We start from the raw sequence: 21,656 nt of genomic DNA on the forward strand, positions 1-21,656 counted from the left end.
GAAAAGGAAGAATCCTTCACACGCCTGGCCTCCGCGTCGGTGGATCTGCCACCTGTAGAGCGCCCAGAAGGTGGCAGATCCACCGCCGGCACGCGCAAACGCAGAATCTTGCGTCCAACGCGAGCCGTAGCCCGAGAACCCAGGTCAGCACCGCTGCCAGCCGGCCGGTCGAGGCCTTTCGGAGACCACACCCACGAGAAGCCGCGCCAGCGCAGCCCCACCCGACCACGAAGCCACGCCAGCGCAGCCCCACCCGATATCGAACCCACACCAGCGCAGCCGCAGGTCGACGGGAAGCCACGCCAGCGCACCCCCACCCGCCCGAGAAGCCACACGACGCAGCCCCCGGGCGGCGGGACGTCAGGCGTCGAGGCCCGGTTGCTGCACGGCCTGTCGGTGGACGATCGCCATGCGCTGGAAGACGGTGACGAGGCTGGCGAGGGCGAGCGCCCAGAGCGTCACCTCACGCAGCACGGGGAGGTCGAAGAGGCCGGAGAAGCCGGTCATGACGAGGATGGCGACGAGGCGGTCGGCGCGCTCGGCGATGCCGCCCTTGGCCTGCATGCCGAGGCTCTCGGCGCGGGCGCGGGCGTAGGACGTAAGGCTGCCGAGCACGAGGCAGGCGAGGCTGAGGCCGAGGTACAGCTCGGCCGGGCCGAGCGTCGACTCCGCGTCGGGGCGCGTGTAGTAGAGCAGCAGGCCGCCGAAGACGGCCGCGTCGCCGACCCGGTCGAGCGTGGAGTCCAGGAACGCCCCCCACTTCGACGACTGCCCGGACTTGCGGGCCATGTAGCCGTCCATGAGGTCGCTGAACACGAAGGCCGTGACCACCATGACGCCGATGAAGAACTGCCCGCGCGGGAAGAACCACAGGGCGCCGGCGGTGACGCCGAGCGTGCCGACGATGGTCACGTGGTCGGGCTTCACGCCGAGGCGCAGCAGGAGGTCTGCCAGTGGGGACCACACGTTGGTCCAGAACTGGCGGAAGCGTTCGAGCATCAGACGTCCCCAAGGGTGGTCGTAGTGGTGGTGGGGGCTGCAGGCCAGGCCTCGGCCAGCAGGTCGCGGGTGTCCTCGAGCAGCTGCGGCAGCGTCTTGGTGCGGCCCAGCACGGTCATGAAGTTGGCGTCGCCCGACCAGCGCGGCACGACGTGCTGGTGCAGGTGCTGCGACAGCGAGCCACCAGCCACTCCCCCGAGGTTCAGCCCGACGTTGAACCCCTGCGGTGCCGACACGGCGCGGATGGTGCGCAGCGCCGTCTGCGTCAGGGCCGCCACCTCGGCGGTCTCGTCGGCGGTCAGGTCGGTGTAGTCGGCGACGTGCCGGTTCGGCACGACCATGAGGTGTCCCGGGTTGTACGGGTAGAGGTTGAGCACGACGAAGCAGGTGGCCCCGCGATGCACGACGAGCTCGGACTGCGCTCCCCCGGCCGCGATGCGGCAGAAGGGGCACGTGTCGTCGGGCTCGGGCTCCTCGCCCCGCACGTAGGACATGCGGTACGGCACCCAGAGACGCTCCAGGCGGTCGTCGAGGCTCACCCGACCACCCTAGACGAGGGGTTCGCTGCGCCTGCCGGGACCGACGCGGTGGTGCGATGTCACCGGTTCTGGATGGTCCAACGACCGCGCGCCACCATGATCTGCTCCAGTCCGCCGTCATAGGACGGAGCCCAGATGGTGAGTCGGTACTGACGCGTGCGTCGAGTGTCGTTATCCAGGCGGAGGCGGACCCGACCGTCCTTGCCGATCGTGCGCTCCCGCCCGGCGGGCGACCAGCCGTCCCGGGTCCTCAGCTCGAGCCACGCCTTCAGTCCCGCTCCGTCCTTCACCGTCACGGTGCGGGTGACGGGATGGTAGGCCCGCGCTCGCGTGGTGCGTGAGGGAAACGACGGGCGGGGCAGCAGTCGGACGTCCGCACCGACCCGACCCGCCGACTCGGTCGCGGTAGCGGCGGAGGCGAGCTCGACGTGGCCACCTCCGCGCATGACCTGATTCTGTCGCCCGATGCGGAAGTCGGTGCCACGAGTCAGCACGATGTCGGACAGGGTCGTGGCCGCCCGCGCACCCCACGCCCTGAAGCGCGCGGTGACGATCCTCGAGGGGCCGTCGAGCTCGACCGGACGCCAGTACTGCTGCTGCTGCGTCACCACGAGCGTGAAGCGCGTCCCGCGGGGCATCCACCACACGTCCTGGCGGCGACGACCCAGCGAGTGGGCTCGTGTTTCCGGCACCGTGACGCCCAGCCGCGTGTCGTCGGGAACGAGGGTGACGTTCGCGGTGTCGGCGACCTGGCGCCGTTGCCCGGCTCGGACCTGCTCGACGGTGAGGGAGAAGGGGCCGGTGGTCGGCGGATAGGTCATGAGGCTCCAGACGCGACGATTCACGTCCACCCGGCCGAGCAGCGTGCGCTGACCCGTGATCCCGTGAGTTGCCCAGACCTCCAGCTGCACGTCGCGAGCTGGCGCCTCGGCGCAGGCTCCGGACTCGTCGGCCACCTCGTAGAGCGGCGAGAGCCCCAGCACGTCGACGCCGTGAGACCACTTCTTGGTCGTTGGTTCGCTGATCTGCACCGAGGCCTCACGCAGCAGGGCGGCGCGGGAAGGATGGTAGAAGACGGACGCGTCGAGGTAGTACCACGTGTCTTTGACCAGGACGAGGAACCGGACGTGGCCTCGCCCCGCCTCACCCAACGATGCCTCTACGGGCGGCGGGACGGCGAGGCCGTCCTGCCCCACGGCAACGGCGTCTGTGGAGACGTACGGACCATTCGAGGTGGTGCGGTACTCCCACCGAATCAACTGGCCGGTGCGAGGCCCGTCAGCCCCGACAGAGCGCACGACGGGTAGCTGCAACGGCTCGGTCCCCTCGACGCATCGGGTCCGCGGTCCGATCGGGCCGATGTAGGCATCCCCCGCGGCCGCGGGCGCAGCCGCAGGCCCGAGAAGGCCGACGGCGAGCAGGAGGGCGACGCCAAGAACGATCGAGCGTGACCGCGCCGAGCCGATCACCGACGACGCACTTTCCAGGAGCCTGAGACGACGAGCGATCCTCGGACGGCCCTCGCGCGGACCAGCTCTCGATCGACGACGGCGGCGAAACTGCATCTGATCACGGCGCGACCCTAGGGCACCGGCGACGCCCCCGTCCCCGGATCACCGGGAACGAGGGCGAAAGCCGTCCGGACGTGTCGGTGCCGCTCAGACCTGCTCGCGCGAGGCGACGGCCTCGAGGATGCGGCGCACCGCGTCGTCGACGGGCACCCCGTTCTCCTGCTCGCCGTTGCGGTAGCGGAACGACACGGCGTCAGCCTCGACGTCGCGGTCGCCGACGAGCAGCATGAAGGGCACCTTCTGCGTCTGGGCGGTGCGGATCTTCTTCTGCATGCGCTCGTCGGAGTCGTCGACCTCGAAGCGGATGCCCGCCCCGCGGAGCCGCTGGCCCAGCGTGTGCAGGTAGTCCGCGTGCCGCTCCGCGACGGGGATGCCGACCGCCTGGACGGGCGCGAGCCACGGAGGGAAGGCGCCGGCGTAGTGCTCCACGAGCACGCCGAGGAACCGCTCGATCGAGCCGAACTTCGCGGAGTGGATCATCACCGGCTGCTTGCGGGTGCCGTCGGCCGCGACGTACTCCAGGCCGAAGCGCTCGGGCGACGGCTGGTTGAAGTCGTACTGGATGGTCGACATCTGCCACGACCGGCCGATCGCGTCGCGCGCCTGCACCGAGATCTTCGGGCCGTAGTAGGCGGCACCGCCCGGGTCGGGCACGAGCTCGAGACCGGTCTCGGCGGCCACGTCGGCCAGGACCTGGGTGGCGACCTCCCAGTCCTCGTCGGAGCCGATGAACTTGTCCTTGCGGTCGTCGCGCGTCGACAGCTCGAGGTAGAAGTCGTCGAGGCCGAAGTCGCGGAGCAGGCTGAGCACGAAGTTCAGCAGGTGCCGGATCTCGTCGGGCGCCTGCTCGGGGGTGACGTAGGAGTGCGAGTCGTCCTGCGCGAAGCCGCGCACGCGGGTGAGGCCGTGGATGACGCCCGACTTCTCGTTCCGGTACACGTGGCCGAACTCGAACAGCCGCAGCGGCAGCTCACGGTAGGACCGCTGCCGCGACCGGTAGATGATGTTGTGCATCGGGCAGTTCATCGCCTTGAGGCGGTAGTCCTGACCGTCGACGTCGAGCGCCGGGAACATGCCCTCGCCGTAGTACGGCAGGTGGCCCGACGTGTGGAACAGGCCCTCCTTGGCGATGTGCGGGGTGCCGACGTACTCGAAACCCTCCTCGATGTGCCGACGGCGGACGTAGTCCTCCATCTCCCGCTTGATCACGCCACCGCGCGGGTGAAAGACGGGCAGGCCGGAGCCGATCTCGTCCGGGAAGCTGTAGAGATCGAGCTCGGTCCCGAGACGTCGGTGGTCGCGACGCTGCGCCTCCTCGAGGCGGTGCAGATACTCCTCCTGCGCCTCCTTGGTGGGCCAGGCGGTGCCGTAGATGCGCTGCAGCTGCTTGTTCTTCTCATCGCCACGCCAGTACGCGGCGGCCGAGCGCATGAGCCGGAAGGCCGGGATGCGCTTGGTGGTCGGCAGGTGCGGGCCGCGGCACAGGTCCTTCCAGGCCAGCGACCCGTCACGCTTGACGTTGTCGTAGATGCTGAGGCCACCGTCGCCGACCTCGACGCTCGCGCCCTCGGTGGAGCCCGCGCTCGACTTCAGGCCGATGAGCTCGAGCTTGTACGGCTCGTCGGCGAGCTCCTCGCGCGCCGCGTCGTCGCTGAGCTCGCGCCGGTCGAAGCGCTGGCCCTCCTTGACGATCTTCTTCATCCGCGACTCGATGGCCTGGAGGTCCTCGGGCTTGAAGGGCTCGGCGACGTCGAAGTCGTAGTAGAAGCCGTCGGTGATCGGCGGGCCGATGCCGAGCTTGGCCTCGGGGAACAGCTCCTGCACGGCCTGGGCCATGACGTGGGCCGTGGAGTGGCGCAGGATGTCGAGGCCGTCGGCGCTGTCCAGCGCGACCGGGACCACGGTCTGGCCCTCGACGAGCAGCGTCGAGAGGTCACGCAGCTCACCGTCGATGCGGGCGGCGACGACGTCGGGCTGCTCGGCGAAGAGCTGCCACGCCTTCGTCCCCTCGTCGACGGTCTGGGGTGCGGCCTCGGCCCCCGCCTCGACGGCGACGTGCACGGTGACGGACATGGCGGTGCTCCATTCTGGTCCCGACGACCCCTACGGCTGGGCCGTTCTGCTTGCCCACACCCTAGGGCCTGCGCGGGATCAGGAGTCCCGCTGGCCCCACGGGGAGCCGTAGGCGGTGAGCAGCTCCAGGAAGGGGACGGCGTCGAAGGCCTCCGGCCCCAGCACGCCCGACCCGCTCCACGTGCCGTTCGCGAGCAGCTCGAGGGCGACGACGGGGTTGACGGCGGTCTGCCACACGACGCACTGGTGCCCGTACTCCCGCATGGCCCACTCGTTGTCGACGACGTGGTACAGGTACGTCTCGCGCTCCTCCCCGTCCTTGCCCGTGCCGGTGACCCAGAGCCCGGCGCAGGTCTTGCCGGTCATGCGCGGACCGATGGTCGCCGGGTCCGGCAGGCAGGCGGCGACGACGTCGCGCGGCGACACCTCGACGGGCCCGCCCGCCGACGGCACGCGGACGGGGGTCGTGCTGTCGAGGCCGACGTCGTGCAGGGCCTTGAGCACGTTGATGAAGTCCTCCCCCAGCCCGTACTTGAACGTCACCCGCTCAGCGTCGACCCAGCGCGGCATGAGGAGCACCTCCTCGTGCTCGACGTTGACGCACTCGACGGGGCCGATTCCCTCGGGGAAGTCGAACACCTCCGGCTCGGAGAACGGCGGCGTGACGAACCAGCCGCCGTCGGGCTCGTCGGCGCGCGCCTTCTCCCAGACGACGGGCGGGTTGAGGCACTCCTCGATCGTCGTCCAGATCGAGAAGGACGGCGCGAACACCTCGTTCCCGTGCTCGTCGTGCACCGCCAGGTTGGCGCCGTCGCGGGTGCCGAGGTCGCGGATCTCGCTGAACAGGTGGTCGGCCGCGTAGCGGGCGAAGACGTCGGAGAGACCGGGCTCCACGCCCATGCCGACGAGCGCCAGACGCCCCGCGGACTCCCACTGGTCGGCGACGGCGAACTGGTCGTCGCCGAGCTTCTTCCCGACCTTCGCGTAGGGCTCCTCGGGGTGCCGGGTCGACAGCGACATCGCCATGTCGAGGTAGTCGGCACCGGCGGCGAACGCCCCGTCGAAGATCGACATGACGAACCTCGGGTCGACGGCGTTCATGACGTGGGTGACGTCGTGCTCGCGGCACAGGGCGGCGACGTCGTCGGCTGACGACGCGTCGACACGCGCGGCCACGAAGCGGTCGTCGTCGAGCGCGTCGACGGCGGCGCGGGCGCGCGTCTCGTCGTAGTCGGCGACGACGACGAGCTCGAAGAAGTCGCGACGTGCGGCGATGGCGGTGAAGGCGGCGCCGACGCCGCCGGAGCCGACCAGCAGGATCCTCATGTCTCTCCTCAGGGGTGTCCCGGGGTCGGGACGGTGCACGTGGGTGGGGGCAGGGTGATGGGGGCAGGGTGGTGGGGGCGGCGACGGCTCAGTCGAGGGCAGCGCCCGGACGCGTCGGGCCGAGCGCCGCCAGCGCCACCTCGTCGGAGACGGTCTCGAAGCCCTTGCGGGTGAAGAACGTCGCGCCGACGGTGAGGCGCCAGAGGAGCATCAGCACCAGGCCGAGCACGAGGAAGACGACGGCGATCGCGAGCGGCAGACCGACACCCAGCACCGAGGAGCCGCTGTAGGAGGCGCCCGGGTCGGAGAGGTCGATCACGGACTCGTAGAGCAGGTAGAACAGGGTGCCGGCGCCGACCAGCGGACCCACGCCGATGAACAGGAACGCCTTGACCGACGTGAACAGCCGCCGACGCCAGTAGATGGCGCACGCGAGCCCGGTCAGGCCGTAGTAGAAGGCGATCATCAGCGACAGCGCGGAGATCGAGTCGAACAGGAAGTTGTCGCTGATCGCGCTCGCGCCGACGTACCAGGCGATGGCGACGCCGCCGATGAACCAGGTGCTGAACGAGGGCGTCCCGTAGCGCTCGTGGATGCGGGCGAACACCTTCGGGAACGCCCCCGCGCTGGCCATCGAGAGCGACACGCGGGACGCGGGGAGGATCGTCGTCTGGGTCGAGGCGATGCCCGAGGTGATGATCGAGAGCAGCAGCACGAACGCGAACGGCCCCATGACCAGGTCGCCGACGGCACCGAAGAGCGCGTCGTCGTCCTCGTACCCGGTGACGAAGTCGACGCCGCCCGCGGCGATGGTCACGATGCCGACGCCGAGGTAGGTCGCGACGAGGATGACGGTGCTCCAGATGCCGGCGCGTCCCGGCGTGGTGTCGCCGTCGGTCGACTCCTCGGAGAGGTTGACCGCGCTCTCCCAGCCCCAGTAGATGAAGACGCCGATGAGCAGGCCGCTGACGAGCTCGTGGGAGTCGAGCCCGGCGGGGCTGAGCCAGCTCCAGCTCGGGGTCGTCGCGCCGGCCGGGAGCGACCCGGTCGCGAGGCGCACGGCCGCGACGCCGACGAAGAGCAGCAGCGCGCCGACCTGCGCGAAGACCAGCCAGACCTGGAACTTCGCCGACGCCTCGGTGCCGCGGACGCACAGCCAGGTCATGACGACGACGATGGCGACGGCGATCGTCACGACGACGGGGCGGTTGGACGCGAGCGAGTCGGCACCGACCATGACGAACAGGTAGCGCGCGGCGACGTCGGCGAGGGAGCCGATGACGAGCACGCCGGTGGTGAAGACGGCCCAGCCGCCCATCCAGCCGATCCACGGGCCCATCGCGCGGGTCACCCACGAGAACGTGGTGCCGCAGTCGGTGTCGGCGCGGTTCATGTAGAGGAACGCACCGGCGATGAGGAACATCGGCACGAACGAGAGCCACAGCACGGCCGGGGCGTGGATGCCCGCCACGACCACCATCGAGCCGAGCACGGCCGCGATGGAGTAGGCCGGCGCGGTGGCGTCGAGCCCGATCGACAGACCTTCCCAGAAGCCGATCGCGTTGGCCTTCAGCCCCTTGCCGCCCGTGGGGGCCACGTCGGCGGCTCCCGGTCCCACGTCCTGCGTCATGGATGCTCCTCTCCCGTCGGCTCGTTGCAGGAACTCTGCACCGGCTCGACGGAATCCACAAGAGACGTCACATGATCGTTACGCGTTCAGTGGCATTGACGCTTGCATTCGACGCATTCCGTCGCGAATACTCGCGGTGATCGGAGGAACCATGACCCACCCCACGCTCGACCCCCACCGCGCACAGAGCATCGACGAGCAGCTCGCGCGACGCCAGAAGGCCGCACGCGACCACCTCTGGATGCACTTCGCACCGCTGAAGGACGCCGACGCCGCCGACGTGCCCGTGATCGTCCGCGGCGAGGGCTGCTACGTCTGGGACGACCGGGGGCGTCGCTACCTCGACGGCCTCGCCGGCCTCTTCGTCGTCCAGGCCGGTCACGGCCGTCGCGAGCTCGCCGAGGCGGCCGCGCGCCAGGCGCAGGACCTCGCGTTCTTCCCGCTCTGGTCCTACGCGCACCCCACCGCGATCGACCTCGCGGAGCGGATCGCCTCGCTCGCGCCGGGCGACTTGAACCGCGTGTTCTTCTCCAGCGGCGGAGGCGAGGCCGTCGAGACCGCGTGGAAGCTCGCGAAGAACTACTTCAAGCTCGTCGGCAAGCCGATGAAGCACAAGGTGATCAGCCGGTCCGTCGCCTACCACGGCACGACGCACGGAGCCCTCTCGATCACGGGCCTCCCGACGCTCAAGCAGCAGTTCGAGCCGCTCGTGCCCTCGACGTTCCGCGTGCCCAACACCAACCACTACCGCGCCCCGCAGCACGGCGACGACCTCGAGGCGTTCGGGCGCTGGGCCGCGGACCAGATCGAGGTGGCGATCGAGGCGGAGGGCCCCGAGACCGTCGCCGCGGTGTTCCTGGAGCCGGTGCAGAACGCCGGCGGGTGCTTCCCGCCGCCGCCCGGCTACTTCCAGCGGGTGCGCGAGATCTGCGACCGCCACGACGTGCTGCTCGTCTCCGACGAGGTGATCTGCGCGTTCGGCCGCCTCGGCACCATCTTCGGGGCCGAGCGGTACGGCTACGTGCCCGACATGATCACCTGCGCGAAGGGTCTGACGTCGGGCTACTCCCCCCTCGGCGCGACGATCGTCAGCGACCGTGTCGCCGAGCCCTTCCAGCGCACGGGCGAGATGTTCGCGCACGGGTACACGTTCGGCGGGCACCCGGTGTCGTGCGCGGTGGCCCTGGCCAACCTCGACCTCTTCGAGCGCGAGGGGCTGCTCGAGCACGTGCGGTCCACGGAGGGAGCCTTCCGCAGCACCCTGGAGCGGCTGGGCGACCTGCCGATCGTCGGGGACGTCCGCGGCGACGGCTTCTTCTACGGCATCGAGCTGGTCAAGGACAAGGACACGAAGGAGACCTTCACGTCCGAGGAGTGCGACCGGCTCCTGCGCGGCTTCATGTCGCACGCGCTGCTCGACGCCGGTCTGTACTGCCGGGCCGACGACCGGGGCGACCCGGTGGTGCAGCTCGCGCCGCCGCTGGTGGCCGACCAGGCCCAGTTCGACGAGATCGAGCAGGTGCTGCGTGGCGTCCTGACGGAGGCGTGGGCCAAGATCTCCGCATGAACGTTCGCCAGTCCCCGTCCGCCTCCGGAGCGACCCCGTGAGCGCGCCGGTGCTCGACGAGGTCGCCAAGCGCATCATCGCGCTGCTGCAGGTCGACGGTCGCATGTCGTACGCGGCCATCGGCAAGGAGGTCGGGCTGTCCGAGGCCGCGGTGCGCCAGCGCGTGCAGAAGCTGACGGACTCCGGCGTCATCAACATCGTCGCGGTCACCGACCCGATGCAGCTCGGCTTCGCCCGGGAGGCGCTGATCGGCGTCCGCGGCAAGGGTCCGCTCGAGCCGCTGGCCGAGAGTCTCGCCGAGATCCCCGAGGTCGACTACGTGGTCATCACGGCGGGCTCGTTCGACATCATCCTCGAGCTGGTGTGCGAGACCGACGAGCACCTGCTGCAGGTGCTGTCGGAGAACATCCGCGCCCGTGAGGACGTCGTCAGCACCGAGACGTTCACGTACCTCAAGCTGGTCAAGCAGACCTACACCTGGGGCGTCCCCGACTGAGCCGCGGACCGAGGGGGCCTCAGGAGGCCCCGACGCGCAGGCGGGGCGTCGGCAGGAGCAGCGCGCCCGGCGCACCGTCGGGCACGACCGGCCGGTGCGGGGCGACGGCGTCGATCCGCCGGTACGCCGAGCCGAGCGGCGGGCGCGGGTCGGGCTCGCCCCGGTTGGGCCAGAACGACATCGCCCGCTCCGCCTGCGCGGTGATCGTCAGCGACGGGTTGACGCCGAGGTTCGCGCTGATGGCCGAGCCGTCGGCGACGTGCAGGCCCTCGTGCCCGAACAGCCGCTGGTAGGGGTCGATGACGCCCTCCTGCGGCGTGCTGCCGATCGGGCAGCCGCCGATGAAGTGGGCGGTGAGCGGGATGCCCACGAGCTCCCCGACGGAGCCGCCGGGCACGCCGTCGAGCTTCTCGGCGATCTCGCGGGCCACGTGGTCGGCCACGGGGATGTGCGACGGGTTCGGCGCGCCCGTGCCCTGCCGGCTGCTCATCCGCAGGCCGAACGGACCGCGCTTGAGGAACGTCGTGACGGAGTTGTCGAGCGACTGCATGACGAGGACGACGACCGACTGCTCGGCCCAGCGGCGCGGGTCGTGCAGGCGCAGCGCGCCGCGCAGCCCGAGGCCGCGATAGCCGCGCAGCACCTTGCGCAGCTGCGAGCCGCCGCCGCGGTGGTCGGCCAGCGCCATGTTCATCAGGCTCAGCGCTCCTGAGCCCCGTCCGTAGCGGACGGGCTCGACGTGCGTCTGCGGGTCCGGGTGGAACGACGACGTGATCGCGACGCCGGGCGTGACGTCGGCGTCCTTCGCGCTCGCGCGGGCCGAGAGCACCGCCTCGGAGTTCGTGCGGCTCAGCTCGCCCAGCCGCTCGGAGATGCCGGGGAGCGAGCGGCGACGGAGCCGGTGCAGCAGGTCCTGCGTGTTGAGCGCGTTGCCCGCGAACACCACCTGGTCGGCGCTGAACCGACGTCGGCGCAGCCGGTTCCCCGTGCGGCGGGTGTGCACGACGTAGCCGCCGCCTCGCCGCGGACGCACGTCGGTCACGGTGGTGAGCGGGTGGACCTGCGCGCCGCCGCGCTCCGCGAGGTGCAGGTAGTTCTTGACGAGCGTGTTCTTGGCGTTGTGCCGGCACCCGGTCATGCAGGCGCCGCAGTCCGTGCAGGTGCGGCGTCGGGGGCCGGCGCCGCCGAAGTACGGGTCGTCGACCTCCTCGCCGGGTCGGTCGCCGAAGAGCACTCCGACGTCGGCGGCGTGGACCGTGTCGCCGACGCCGAGGCCCTCGGCGACCTCGGCCATCAGCCGGTCCGGGAGGGTCGTGCGCGGGTAGGTCGCGACGCCGAGCATGCGGCGGGCCTGGTCGTAGTGGGCGGCGAGCTCGTCGCGCCAGTCGGTGACGTGGGCCCACTGCGGGTCGTCGTAGAAGCCGTCGAGCGGCTGGTAGAGCGTGTTGGCGTACACGAGGGAGCCGCCGCCGACGCCGGTGCCGCTCGCGATGAGGACGTCCTTGAGCGGTGTGATGCGCATGATGCCGAAGCAGCGCGCCCACGGCGCCCACAGGTAGCGGCGCAGGCGCCACGACGTCTCGGGCAGCTCGTCGTCCGCGAAGCGCCGCCCCGCCTCCATGACCCCGACCGCGTAGCCCTTCTCGGTGAGCCTGAGCGCCGACACGCTGCCGCCGAACCCGGAGCCGACCACCAGGACGTCGTAGTGCTTCATGTCGCGCACCGTACCCGCTTGTTGACACTTTGCCAATAGCGTTGTTCACTCGTCGCGTGACCGCCCTGAACCGACACCGGCTCGAGCCCGACGCGCGCCGTCGCCAGATCCTCGAGGCCGCCCGCACGCTCTACGCCGAGCGCGCCTACGACGACGTCTCGCTGGCCGAGCTCGCGAGCGCCGCCGGCGTCACGCGGGGTCTGCTGCACCACTACTTCGGCTCCAAGCGCGAGATCTTCCTCGCCGTCATGCGCGACTCGACCTTCATGCCCGAGTCCGAGCTGCCCGAACTGCTGCACCTGCCGCTGGAGGAGCGGGTGCGGGTGACGATGGACTGGATCCTCGACGCCGCGCAGACGTACGGCCAGGCCTGGGTCGCCGCGTCCGGCGCCGCCGAGCTGCATGGCGAGTCGGACCTGCAGGTCGTGGTCGACGAGGCCGACGACCGCGCCGCCCGTCTCGTCCTCGACGCCGTCGGGCTCCCCGACTCCCCCGTCCTGCGGGCCCGGCTGCGAGCCTCCGCGGCGTACGTCAAGGCGCTCTGCCGCGAGTGGCTCCAGCGGGGCACCCTCACCCGTGACGACGTCCTCGACCTGCTCACCACCCACCTCGTCCACGTCCTGGAGGGCTCATGACGTCCGTCGGCATCATCGGCTCCGGCTTCGGCGGCATCGCCGTGGCGGCCGAGCTCCTGGGGCACGGCCACACCGACGTCCGGCTGTGGGAGCGCGGCGACGACGTCGGCGGGGTGTGGCGCGACAACACCTACCCCGGCGCCGGCTGCGACGTCCCCTCGCCGCTGTACTCGTTCTCCTTCGCCGTGAACACCGACTGGTCGCGCCGGTACGCGCTGCAGCCGGAGATCCTCGCCTACCTGCGGCGCACGGCCGACGACCTCGGCATCACCCCACTCGTGCAGCTGGGCCGTGAGGTCGTCTCGGCCCACTGGCACGAGACCGACCGGCAGTGGGAGGTGGGGTTCGCCGACGGGTCCGTGGAGCGGGTGCAGGTGCTCGTGAGCGCCGTGGGGCAGCTGTCGGAGCCACGGCTGCCCTCCATCCCCGGCATCGACGACTTCGAGGGGGATGCGTTCCACTCGGCGCGCTGGGACCACGACCTCGACCTGCGCGGCAAGCGGGTCGCGGCGGTCGGCGTCGGGGCGAGCGCCATCCAGTACGTGCCGCACCTGGCCGACGTGGCCGGCGAGCTGACCTTGTTCCAGCGCTCCCCGAACTACATCCTGCCCAAGCCCGACGGGCCGCTCCCCCGCTGGTGGCGGCCGGGGATCCGGCTCGAGCGTCCGCTGTGGTGGACGTTCGGCGAGCAGTTCTCCCGCGGTCTCGACGAGGGGACGGTCGTCGGTGCGATCGAGAAGCGCGTGGCCCTCGCGCACCTGCACCGCCAGGTGCGCGACCCGCGCCTGCGCGAGGTCCTCACCCCCGACTACCCGATCGGCTGCAAGCGGATCCTGTTCTCCAACACCTTCTACCCGACGCTGGAGCGCGACCACGTCGACGTCGTCGCCGAGCGCATCGTGCGGGTCGTCCCCGAGGGGCTGGAGACCGCCGACGGCACCGTGCACCCGGCCGACGTCATCGTCTACGGGACCGGCTTCGCCACCCAGGACTTCCTCGACACGATCGACGTGCGCGGCGTGGACGGCGAGGCCCTCGCCCAGCGCTGGGTCGACGGCGCGCACGCGCACCTCGGCATGTACGTGCCCGGCTTCCCGAACCTGTTCGTCTCCTACGGCCCGAACACGAACCTCGGCGGCGGGTCGATCATCTACATGCTGGAGGCGCAGGCCCGGCACATGCGCCAGGTGCTCGACCGGATGCGCGACGGGTCCCACGCCACGGTCGACGTGCGCCCCGAGGTGGAGGCGGCGTACGACCGGCAGGTGCAGGAGCGGCTGGAGAGGTCCGTCTGGGGCAGCTGCGACAGCTGGTACCGCCACCCGTCGGGCCGCATCACGTCGAACTGGCCCGGCTCGACGTATCCGTACCACCGCCGGGTGCGCTCCCTCGACGTCGAGGACTTCGCGTGGGCGTGACGTATCCGCCGCAGCCGTGGGACCTGCACGGCCAGGCGGTCGCGTCGGTGTTCCTCGTCCCCGTCCGCACCCTGCCCCCGCCGCCGTCCGGGACCCGTGTCGTGTCCGTGGCCGGTCGCGCGGTCGTGACGGCCGCGTTCTTCCGGTACGAGGAGCCGAGCCCGCTCGTATACGACGAGGTCATGGCCGCGGTGCTCGTGCGGCGCGGCCTGAGGCCTCGCGTGTGGATCCCGTGGATCTGGGTCGACAGCGAGGCGTCGCGCGATGGTGGGCGCGCCCTGTGGGCCATCCCGAAGGACCTCGCCCGGTTCGACGTCGAGCCGGGGCGTCGGCACCGGGGCGCCGGGCTGGCGACGGTCGAGCTGCGTCGTCGGGTGGCCCTGCCGGGGCGCTGGCCGCTCGCCTTCCGCGCGGTGCAGCGACGCGGTGGACGCTCCGTCGTCACGCCCGTGCGCGGGCGGCTGCGGGTCCAGCTGCTGCGCACGTCGTGGACGTTCTCCGGCCCGCTGTCGCTGCTCGCGGGACGGCGTCCGCTGTTGTCGGTGCGGGCGTCGAGGTTCCGGCTGCTGTTCGGGCGGTCCTGACCTCGGCTCGCACGTCGTCGCGTTCCACGGCACGGTGGACCCATGGCTGAGTACCGACTGACCACGGAGGACGGCGACGTCGTCGCCGAGGAGACGCTCGAGCACGACCAGGCAGCCGTCGCCTGGCGCTCGAGCCGGCCGTTCGAGGCGCCCACCCCCGGCGAGGGCCGCGGGCTGCGCCTCGAGCGCCACACCGACCGCGGGTGGGTGCGTCTCGACCCGCTCGGCACCGCCGAGACCACCTGACGCTCCCCCGGCCTCAGCCTGTGGCCTCAGTCTGCGGGAGGAGGCTGCTTCGTGACACTCACCCAGCCGACGGGCTCGGCGACGACCTCGAGCTCATCGGGGGTGAGCTCGATCGCCGACGCCGCGTTGCCGACGGCAGGGAACACCGACGCGAAGCGGCGCAGCGACTCGTCGAGATGCACCGCAGCCGCGTCGGGGTTGGCGAACGGGCACACGCCGCCCGCCGGGTGGCCCGTGAGCGCCTCGACGTCGTCGGGCTTGAGCATGCGCGCCTTGATGCCGAAGGTGGCCTTGAACGCGGCGTTGTCGACCCGGGCGTCGCCGGCCGCGACGACGAGGATGCTCGTGCCGGGCTCCCGGCCGTAGAAGCCGAGGGTCTTCGCGATGCGCGCCGGCTCGACGCCGAGCTCAGCGGCCGCCAGCTCGACCGTCGCGCTCGACCCGGACGTCTCGACGACGTCGCCGTCGCGTCCGAAGCGGGCGAGGTGGGCGCGAGCGCTCTCGATCGACATGACCGTCATCGTAGGGGGCCTACGACGACGACCCTAGAAACATGGAGGCTGCGGCAATACCGCCAAGAGTGAACAGGTGGCTCTGAGGAACCGAGCGTTCGTAGACGCAGAGGACGCCAGGCCCCGTCCCTGCCCGCAACCACCCGAACCTCTGGTTCGAGATGGCTCTATCCGCGCGAGTCTGGGGTTTCCTGATCCGATCCGGGTCCGCCGCCTTCGGCGGGCCAAGGACTACCGCGCTATTACCAAAGGATGAGTGCGCCCCGCCCGCGCAGGAAGACAGTCGCTTGCCCCCCGGGGCTGCATCACGGATGCGATCTAAAAGACCCAGCCCTGCGCACGGAACCAGCCCAGCCGATCGATGCATGGCGCACCGAACTCGTCGGCGACGTTCGGCACCTTGGCGACACCCGGTCCACCAGGTCGCTCGTCAGAAACGATCGTTCGACCGTGGTGTACACCGTAAGCGACCACCCAGGGGTCAGCTTCGTTTTTCTGATCTTGGACCCAACTTGGATGCGCCGCTCCGACGGCACTCACCGTTTCGAACTCCGGAGCTTCCGGGAGGCAGCAGAAGCCCTGCTGCTCCTTAGCCCACTCGTGTAGATCATCACCTCCCCGTTCGAGCTCGGTGAGCACCGCGTCGCAGATGCACACCTCACCAGCAGCAATGGCCGCCTCGAGCGCCTCCCAGGGGGTGACGAAGACGTCGCGAGCCATCTGCCTCTGGAACCAGATCAGCACGTTCGAGTCGAGCGTGTAGGACGTCACGCGATCCCCTGCCGCCGCAGCTCGTCGGCAATCCTGTCGACCGTGGGAAGTCTTGTCTCCAGCAAGTAGGCGGCGTCCATCGGGCTGATTCGCTGGGTGTTCATGGCCTCGATCACGGCACCGGCGTAAGGCGTCCCCACGTCACGCAGACGTAGACGCCAGCCCGGGACGAATCCGTCAGACTCTCGCTGAGCGCGACGGGCGCGCTCCCAGCGCTCGTCGGACTCCCTGCGAACTTCATCGACCTCGTCCTGAGTGATGTGATCGAGCGAACGAAGACGGACTGCTGCGGCCAGTTCGCTGATCCCGCACGAGGCAGCGAGGCGCTGGACCCACAACTGCCTGTCATAATCACTCACGATGGCGTCGACTCGATCGACTGGCGCGAGAAAACTGGCGCTGAACCTATTGCAGAGGACTTCCTCGTGCTCCGCCTCTCGATTGAGACACATTCCCGAGGAGCGGTTGGCGAGATGGCCGAGTTCGTGGAAGAGCGAGAACACGCGTCCCGGGTTGGAGTCAGCGCCGTTCAGGACGATGAACGGCAGAGACTCGTGATACACGGATGCACCCCGGAACTCCGCCAGGTCGATGCCGGTTGTCTGAAACACCAGAATGCCGGCAGCCTCGAGAAGATGAACCCAATCATTCAGCTCACGGCGAGTGAAACCCCCGTCGCCTTCGAGCGAGGCGCGCGCTGCCTTCGCGGCCTCCGCGTAATTCTCCCAGGTAAATGGACGCAACGCGACGCTCCGGTCGGGAACCCCGACTAGAGCCCGGAAGTTCTCGCGGTGTCGCTCGGCGCGCTTCAATTCCCGCGCCAACTTCGGCGAAACCGAATGCGTACTGCCGCGGAAATCGGGAGTGCTCGGGACACCGGACTTTTCCGGGGGCGGAATGAGAAGGGACGCGACGGTTCGGTCGAGAAACTTCGCCGCCTTCTGCAACTGGCGAAGAGTCGGCTTCGCTTCTCCACTCTCCCAGAGCGCGACGCGCTCAGGCTTCGTGCCAGCAGCTCTCGCGACGTCTTCGAAAGTGGCGTGCAGAGCGGCGCGGGCACTAGCGAGCGAGCGCGGGTGGGCCGGAACCTCTATCCGTGGTGGCACTTGTCACCCTCCCGCTCCTGCACTCTTCGCAGCATAGGCGCTACCAACCCACACCGATGTCGAACTCCTACGACCTGGACAGAGTGTTCAAAGGCCGAGGACTGCCAAGCCAGACAGTCGGTCCGCGCCATCGTCTCCAGTTCTTTATCGCACGCATGTTGCACGGACAACACAAAAAGAACGGCCCCTGTCTGCGTCTCCGCAGGTCAGGGGCCGTCCGGTGTCGGTGGGCGATACTGGGTTCGAACCAGTGACCTCTTCGGTGTGAACGAAGCGCGCTACCACTGCGCCAATCGCCCGGGGACGTCAGAACCTTACTCCACCCCGTCTCAACGTCGAGCTACGGGTCCGACGTCTTCGCGGCCTCGCGCGCCCAGATGGCCTGCGCACGCTGTGTGACGGGGCCAGGAGCCGCGGTGACGGGTCGTCCGTCGACGTGCGAGATGGCCTGGATGTCGCGCGTGGTGCCGACGAGGACGACCTCCTCGGCGTCGGCGAGCACCTCGATCGGCGCGTCGCGCTCGACGACGTCGAGCTCGTCGGCGAGCCACTCGAGCGCCAGCGCCCGCGTGATGCCGGCCAGGCAGCCCGACGCGAGCGTGGGGGTGACGAGCGTGCCGTCGAGGACGTACATGATGTTGGAGCCCGTGCCCTCACAGAGGTGGCCCTGCGTGTTGGGCATGACGGCCTCCGAGGCGCCCGCGGCGCGCGCCGCCTCGACCATCCTGGCGTTCTCGGCGTACGACGTCGTCTTGAGACCGGAGAGCGCCCCACGCTCGTTGCGCGGCCACGGCACCGTGACGATCGTCGCGACCGACGGCGGCTTGTCGGCCGGCTCGGTGACGACGACGTGGGTGAGCCCGTGGTCGCCGCGGGGCGAGCCGAGCGGCCCGCGGCCCGACGTCACTGTGATGCGCACGCGCCCGAAGGCGAGGTCCTGGCCCTCGATGGTCGCCGCGATCCCCTCGCGCAGGAGGCCGAGGTCGGGCCGGCCGATGCCGAGCCCTTCGGCGGAGCGCGCGAGCCGGTCGAGGTGGCGGGTGAGCGCGAACGGCTCCCCGTCGTTCACGGCGACGGTCTCGAAGACGCCGTCGCCCACGACGAGCCCGTGGTCGAGCACGCTGAGGGCGGGTTCGTCCGGTGATTCCAGCAGTTTTCCATTCAGCCAGGCACGCATGGACCCACCCTAACGCGCCCGCCAGGACCCCCCTGTTTGGCCGCCGCAGGGGCATGTACTAATGTTTCTTCTCGCGCCGGGAACGGTGCGAATGCGGACATAGCTCAGTGGTAGAGCATCACCTTGCCAAGGTGAGGGTCGCGAGTTCGAATCTCGTTGTCCGCTCGGAGAGGGTCCCCATACCCATCCAGCGGTGGGTTGGCCGAGAGGCGAGGCAACGGACTGCAAATCCGTGTACACGGGTTCAAATCCCGTACCCACCTCGATCCCCCAACAGAACAGCACCACCCACGGGCGATTGGCGCAGCGGTAGCGCGCTTCCCTGACACGGAAGAGGTCACTGGTTCAAACCCAGTATCGCCCACCACCAGAAGGCCCCGGAATCCTGAGGATTCCGGGGCCTTCTGCCGTTGTCGGGCCTCACACGGAGCCACCCTCGCCACTCCAACGGGGCAGCGCAGCGTCGTCGCCGTCGACGTCGTCGTCGTCGAACGTCGCCATCATCTGGCGCGCCACGTCCGCCGAGGCACTCGAGGCGATGACGGCGACGATGTGGTCACTGCGGTCCGCCATGCAGACCGTGAGGACGTGGGTGTCCTCCCTCGGGAACGTCCCGGTCTTGACCCGTCGGCCCGGCACGGTCACCGAGTGCGGGTGGTCGTCCCAGTCGGGCGATGAGTAGAGGATCCGTTGGATCCGGCCGCGCTCAGGCGGCCAGGCGTCGAAGAAGCCAGGCAGCTCCTCGGCGAGCGAGCGGCTGCGTGGCCACCACGCGCCGTCGGGCTCGGGGGCCGGACGGGCGGAGACCAGCGGGGCGAAGGTCGTACGGGCACGGAGGGCCATGTGGCCACCACCTGTGATTGCCGTCGGCGTCAGCATCGCGAGTGACCTGACGTTCACGGTCGTGCTTCCACTCTATCCCGGAGCGCGCGACACGGTCCCCTCGCTCGGACCCCGCCGACCGGCCAGGGGACACGACCGACGGGGCTGTCTCGAGCGTAGACCTCACACCGTTCGCGCGTGCGGCGAGGCACCCAGAGGACGAGCGTCGGTTCGCGCGCCCTCGGAGATCGCGACGAAGCCCTGCGGGCCCCGGGTCGGGCCCCCCGACGCTCCACCCCTGGGCGTGGTCGAGGGACCCTGTCGTGCAGCGGCGCCATGGGAGTGGGTTGCCGACTTCATCACGGTACGTCGCATCGGTCCGGAACGCGAACGCACGTCTCGACGTCTCAGGATCACCTGGTCCCCGTAGCCCCGAAGACGCAGGATGAGGAGATGGGCCCGCGCGGCGACGAGGACCACCGGACGCCGCACGGGCCGCATCAGACGGGGCTCGACCTCGGGAATCGGACCCACCGCCAGATCCGGCCGCCATGCGCTGCGGACCGGGCCGGCGATCAATCTAGAGGTCCCGAGGTCGTTGCGGGACGAAACCACGCAATGTTCATCCGACGTGCCGCACGGACGATGAGAGCGGCGCGGACGGCCTCGGTCACGCAGTGGACGTGCGACCCCCTGCGACCTCTGCTTCAGTAGGCGACGTCGACGTCGTTCGGTGCGCTCACGGCGCACCCGGCCTCGACACCGGGAGCGCGTCGACCAGGGGCGACGCTGACCGACTCGGGGCGCGACGCGAGGGAGCCGTCGCGTCCCGAGTCGTCCTCGACCGGCCGGCGCCTCAGCAGTCGTCGTTGCGCCAGCCGCCGTCCTCGTGCACCCAGGGCTCGTCCCGCTCCGACCACGACTCGACGTCCAGCCGGTACGACACCGAGCCGCGCCCGCCGTCGGTCACCACCTCGACGTCGCGCAACGGGTCGTCGCCGTCGAGCTCGGTGGCCTGGCTCGTCATCCGCTGGAACTCGGTGAACGGCAGCCCCTGGCGGCACCGTGCGGACAGGAGCGCGTACGCGTCGTCGGCTCGACCGCCGTGGAAGGCGTCGACGTAGCGGACGACGGCCTGCTCGAGCGCGTCGCCCTGCGCACCCGACGCCGACTCCGCCGGTCCCGGCTCGGACGCCGGTCGCGCCGGCCCGCCGTCGGACCCGCCGCACGCGGCCAGGAGCACCAGCGGCAGCACCGCGACCGCGACCAGACGACGCCTCATGCGGGGAGCGTACGTCGACCACGGTCACCACGGCACGCACGAGGTCGTCGGCGACAGGTCCCGCACGACAGCGGCCCCGCCGCCGGCGGGGCCGCTCGTCGTCACACCGACATGCGTGATGCGGGGCTGGTGTGAGGCTGGCCCGGTCCGGGACACTCACCGAACCGGTGCACCTGACGGTACGCGGATCCGCCGCGTCCGCATCTCGGCGACGTTCCCGTTCCCACCGCATTCGACCACGCGTTCGACTAGCATCGACCGGGTGAGCGCCGACCCCCAGCACGTGCCGCGCTCCACGGCAGCCCGACCGACCCCGGAGCCGTCGTCCGTCGAGCGGGCACGTCACGTGTGGGTGGCGCCGTCCGCGCGCCAGGTGGACCTCCGGCCGTATCCCGGCCTGCTGGTCACGTGGCAGCGCCGCGACGACGGCTGGTGGGCTTACGTCGTCATGCTGCTGCCGACCGGCGCCCTGGTGGCGAACTGGGTGCCGGCGTTGCTGCTGCGTCCCGTCCTGGGCCTGGCGTCGTCCTGACGCGATACCGCCGGGCGGCCGTCGAGCTGCGCAAGCCGACGGCCGGTCCCGGCGTACCTCCAACCTAGGCGCGTGTGCCCGAACCGCAACCGGAGCGACGTCAGGTGCGCGAGACGGACCGCCAGCTGAACGTGCCGTCGGCCGACGTGATCTGCACGAGCGCGTCGGCCACGACGACCGACGGCTGTGCGGCGTACGCGACGGCGCAGCTGAACCGGGTGCCGACCGCGGCGGGGACCGAGCGGGGGCACGAGACGACCGTGGGACGACCCCGGGCGTCGAGCGCGGCCTTCACCTGCGCGGACACCGCCGCCGTCGACCGGACGGTTCGCGGCGCCGCGGGGGCGGGGCGGGCAGGACGAGGAGCGGTCGACCGGGTCGGCGTGGGCGACGCGGAGGGGGTGGGCGAGGCCGTCGGCGAGGGGCTCACGGACGGGCTCGCCGACGGAGACGGGCTCGCGGAGGGCGTCGGGGAGACCGAGACGGACGGCTCGGCGGCCGGCGAACGCGTGGGCATGACCCTCTCCCCCGCGGCTCGCTGGTCGCCTCCCTCGGTGGTGTCGGTCCCCAGCCAGGACCGCAGCCCGAACACGCCACCCGCGAGCACGAGGACGGTCAGCACCAGGGCGGTCAGGACCTTCTTCGACGCGCTCACG

General features: G+C 70.6%; 21 protein-coding genes and 4 tRNA genes. 10 read left to right on the plus strand and 15 right to left on the minus strand.

Annotation, left to right across the window (positions count from 1 at the left end; genetic code table 11):
• Positions 1-360: 360 nt before the first annotated feature.
• The 6 genes from pgsA to AC3WRM_RS02690 form a co-directional block, all read right to left on the minus strand.
• Entirely contained in the window at positions 361-999 is a 639-nt protein-coding gene (gene pgsA / locus AC3WRM_RS02665; protein ID WP_492247259.1) for a phosphatidylinositol phosphate synthase, read from the minus strand.
• The gene (locus tag AC3WRM_RS02670; RefSeq protein ID WP_492247258.1) at positions 999-1,538 is read right to left on the minus strand and encodes an HIT family protein; all 540 of its coding nucleotides are present in this window, start codon (positions 1,536-1,538) and stop codon (positions 999-1,001) included. Before AC3WRM_RS02670 ends, pgsA begins: the two co-directional genes overlap by 1 nt.
• A 59-nt stretch (positions 1,539-1,597) precedes the next feature.
• Positions 1,598-2,689, minus strand: coding sequence for a hypothetical protein (locus AC3WRM_RS02675; protein WP_492270907.1), 1,092 nt, complete (start codon positions 2,687-2,689; stop codon positions 1,598-1,600).
• Positions 2,690-3,196: 507 nt separating this feature from the next.
• Positions 3,197-5,182, minus strand: a complete 1,986-nt coding sequence (thrS, locus tag AC3WRM_RS02680) for a threonine--tRNA ligase (RefSeq protein WP_492247256.1) — start codon at positions 5,180-5,182, stop codon at positions 3,197-3,199.
• A gap of 78 nt (positions 5,183-5,260) precedes the next feature.
• Complete coding sequence (locus AC3WRM_RS02685) at positions 5,261-6,508, minus strand: saccharopine dehydrogenase family protein (protein ID WP_492247255.1); 1,248 nt, start codon at positions 6,506-6,508, stop codon at positions 5,261-5,263.
• An 88-nt stretch (positions 6,509-6,596) separates the two neighbouring features.
• Positions 6,597-8,138: an APC family permease gene (locus tag AC3WRM_RS02690; RefSeq protein WP_492247254.1), complete on the minus strand. Its 1,542-nt coding sequence runs from the start codon at positions 8,136-8,138 to the stop codon at positions 6,597-6,599.
• 151 nt (positions 8,139-8,289) lie between these two features.
• Between AC3WRM_RS02690 and AC3WRM_RS02695 the strand changes: the two genes are divergently transcribed.
• The gene (locus AC3WRM_RS02695; protein ID WP_492247253.1) at positions 8,290-9,705 is read left to right on the plus strand and encodes an aspartate aminotransferase family protein; all 1,416 of its coding nucleotides are present in this window, start codon (positions 8,290-8,292) and stop codon (positions 9,703-9,705) included.
• Between the two features lie 37 nt (positions 9,706-9,742).
• Positions 9,743-10,201, plus strand: a complete 459-nt coding sequence (locus tag AC3WRM_RS02700; protein WP_492247252.1) for an Lrp/AsnC family transcriptional regulator — start codon at positions 9,743-9,745, stop codon at positions 10,199-10,201.
• 19 nt (positions 10,202-10,220) lie between these two features.
• On the opposite strand, the gene AC3WRM_RS02705 is transcribed toward AC3WRM_RS02700, so the two are convergent.
• Complete coding sequence (locus AC3WRM_RS02705; protein WP_492247251.1) at positions 10,221-11,915, minus strand: FAD-dependent oxidoreductase; 1,695 nt, start codon at positions 11,913-11,915, stop codon at positions 10,221-10,223.
• 56 nt (positions 11,916-11,971) lie between these two features.
• On the opposite strand from AC3WRM_RS02705, the gene AC3WRM_RS02710 reads away from it, so the two are divergent.
• From AC3WRM_RS02710 to AC3WRM_RS02725, 4 genes are read left to right on the plus strand one after another with little or no spacing between them, the layout of a single operon-like run.
• The gene (locus AC3WRM_RS02710) at positions 11,972-12,550 is read left to right on the plus strand and encodes a TetR/AcrR family transcriptional regulator (protein WP_492247250.1); all 579 of its coding nucleotides are present in this window, start codon (positions 11,972-11,974) and stop codon (positions 12,548-12,550) included.
• Entirely contained in the window at positions 12,547-13,968 is a 1,422-nt protein-coding gene (locus AC3WRM_RS02715) for a flavin-containing monooxygenase (RefSeq protein ID WP_492247249.1), read from the plus strand. The genes AC3WRM_RS02710 and AC3WRM_RS02715 overlap by 4 nt, the downstream gene beginning before the upstream one ends.
• Complete coding sequence (locus AC3WRM_RS02720; protein WP_492247248.1) at positions 13,959-14,552, plus strand: acetoacetate decarboxylase family protein; 594 nt, start codon at positions 13,959-13,961, stop codon at positions 14,550-14,552. The genes AC3WRM_RS02715 and AC3WRM_RS02720 overlap by 10 nt, the downstream gene beginning before the upstream one ends.
• Positions 14,553-14,594: 42 nt before the next feature.
• Positions 14,595-14,798: a hypothetical protein gene (locus tag AC3WRM_RS02725; RefSeq protein WP_067857982.1), complete on the plus strand. Its 204-nt coding sequence runs from the start codon at positions 14,595-14,597 to the stop codon at positions 14,796-14,798.
• A 26-nt stretch (positions 14,799-14,824) separates the two neighbouring features.
• Here AC3WRM_RS02725 and AC3WRM_RS02730 read toward each other — a convergent pair whose 3' ends face one another.
• The 5 genes from AC3WRM_RS02730 to AC3WRM_RS02750 form a co-directional block, all read right to left on the minus strand.
• Positions 14,825-15,310: a YbaK/EbsC family protein gene (locus tag AC3WRM_RS02730; protein WP_492247247.1), complete on the minus strand. Its 486-nt coding sequence runs from the start codon at positions 15,308-15,310 to the stop codon at positions 14,825-14,827.
• A gap of 318 nt (positions 15,311-15,628) precedes the next feature.
• Positions 15,629-16,081: a DUF4411 family protein gene (locus AC3WRM_RS02735; protein ID WP_492247246.1), complete on the minus strand. Its 453-nt coding sequence runs from the start codon at positions 16,079-16,081 to the stop codon at positions 15,629-15,631.
• A complete protein-coding gene (locus tag AC3WRM_RS02740; RefSeq protein ID WP_492247245.1) occupies positions 16,078-17,187 on the minus strand; it encodes a helix-turn-helix domain-containing protein in 1,110 nt (369 codons plus the stop codon). Before AC3WRM_RS02740 ends, AC3WRM_RS02735 begins: the two co-directional genes overlap by 4 nt.
• A 227-nt stretch (positions 17,188-17,414) precedes the next feature.
• Positions 17,415-17,486 (minus strand) — tRNA-Val (locus tag AC3WRM_RS02745).
• Between the two features lie 41 nt (positions 17,487-17,527).
• Entirely contained in the window at positions 17,528-18,364 is an 837-nt protein-coding gene (locus AC3WRM_RS02750; protein ID WP_492247244.1) for an aminotransferase class IV, read from the minus strand.
• Between the two features lie 93 nt (positions 18,365-18,457).
• Here AC3WRM_RS02750 and AC3WRM_RS02755 point away from each other — a divergent pair.
• The 3 genes from AC3WRM_RS02755 to AC3WRM_RS02765 all read left to right on the plus strand — a co-directional run bounded on the left by AC3WRM_RS02755 (position 18,458) and on the right by AC3WRM_RS02765 (position 18,731).
• Positions 18,458-18,529 (plus strand) — tRNA-Gly (locus tag AC3WRM_RS02755).
• 27 nt (positions 18,530-18,556) lie between these two features.
• Positions 18,557-18,627, plus strand: a tRNA-Cys gene (locus tag AC3WRM_RS02760).
• A 29-nt stretch (positions 18,628-18,656) separates the two neighbouring features.
• Positions 18,657-18,731: transfer RNA gene (locus tag AC3WRM_RS02765), tRNA-Val, on the plus strand.
• Positions 18,732-18,784: 53 nt separating this feature from the next.
• On the opposite strand, the gene AC3WRM_RS02770 is transcribed toward AC3WRM_RS02765, so the two are convergent.
• Complete coding sequence (locus tag AC3WRM_RS02770; RefSeq protein WP_492247243.1) at positions 18,785-19,207, minus strand: DUF5994 family protein; 423 nt, start codon at positions 19,205-19,207, stop codon at positions 18,785-18,787.
• Positions 19,208-20,042: 835 nt separating this feature from the next.
• Entirely contained in the window at positions 20,043-20,468 is a 426-nt protein-coding gene (locus AC3WRM_RS02775; RefSeq protein WP_492247242.1) for a hypothetical protein, read from the minus strand.
• Between the two features lie 262 nt (positions 20,469-20,730).
• On the opposite strand from AC3WRM_RS02775, the gene AC3WRM_RS02780 reads away from it, so the two are divergent.
• Positions 20,731-21,000 (plus strand): hypothetical protein, encoded by a 270-nt coding sequence (locus AC3WRM_RS02780; RefSeq protein WP_492247241.1) that lies wholly within the window; start codon positions 20,731-20,733, stop codon positions 20,998-21,000.
• A 100-nt stretch (positions 21,001-21,100) separates the two neighbouring features.
• On the opposite strand, the gene AC3WRM_RS02785 is transcribed toward AC3WRM_RS02780, so the two are convergent.
• Entirely contained in the window at positions 21,101-21,655 is a 555-nt protein-coding gene (locus AC3WRM_RS02785) for a hypothetical protein (RefSeq protein WP_492247240.1), read from the minus strand.
• Between the last annotated feature and the right edge of the window lies 1 nt (position 21,656).

This window comes from Aeromicrobium sp. EU05-FHT14F07 (assembly GCF_058790455.1).

Excerpts from the sequence above, each read along its gene's own strand:
- AC3WRM_RS02705 (WP_492247251.1), bottom strand. The coding sequence starts at position 11,915 with ATGAAGCACTACGACGTCCTGGTGGTCGGCTCCGGGTTCGGCGGCAGC.
- thrS (WP_492247256.1), bottom strand. The coding sequence starts at position 5,182 with ATGTCCGTCACCGTGCACGTCGCCGTCGAGGCGGGGGCCGAGGCCGCA.
- AC3WRM_RS02775 (WP_492247242.1), bottom strand. The coding sequence starts at position 20,468 with ATGAGGCGTCGTCTGGTCGCGGTCGCGGTGCTGCCGCTGGTGCTCCTG.
- pgsA (WP_492247259.1), bottom strand. The coding sequence starts at position 999 with ATGCTCGAACGCTTCCGCCAGTTCTGGACCAACGTGTGGTCCCCACTG.
- AC3WRM_RS02685 (WP_492247255.1), bottom strand. The coding sequence starts at position 6,508 with ATGAGGATCCTGCTGGTCGGCTCCGGCGGCGTCGGCGCCGCCTTCACC.
- AC3WRM_RS02730 (WP_492247247.1), bottom strand. The coding sequence starts at position 15,310 with ATGTCGATCGAGAGCGCTCGCGCCCACCTCGCCCGCTTCGGACGCGAC.
- AC3WRM_RS02715 (WP_492247249.1), top strand. The coding sequence starts at position 12,547 with ATGACGTCCGTCGGCATCATCGGCTCCGGCTTCGGCGGCATCGCCGTG.
- AC3WRM_RS02770 (WP_492247243.1), bottom strand. The coding sequence starts at position 19,207 with ATGGCCCTCCGTGCCCGTACGACCTTCGCCCCGCTGGTCTCCGCCCGT.
- AC3WRM_RS02750 (WP_492247244.1), bottom strand. The coding sequence starts at position 18,364 with ATGCGTGCCTGGCTGAATGGAAAACTGCTGGAATCACCGGACGAACCC.
- AC3WRM_RS02690 (WP_492247254.1), bottom strand. The coding sequence starts at position 8,138 with ATGACGCAGGACGTGGGACCGGGAGCCGCCGACGTGGCCCCCACGGGC.
- AC3WRM_RS02695 (WP_492247253.1), top strand. The coding sequence starts at position 8,290 with ATGACCCACCCCACGCTCGACCCCCACCGCGCACAGAGCATCGACGAG.
- AC3WRM_RS02725 (WP_067857982.1), top strand. The coding sequence starts at position 14,595 with ATGGCTGAGTACCGACTGACCACGGAGGACGGCGACGTCGTCGCCGAG.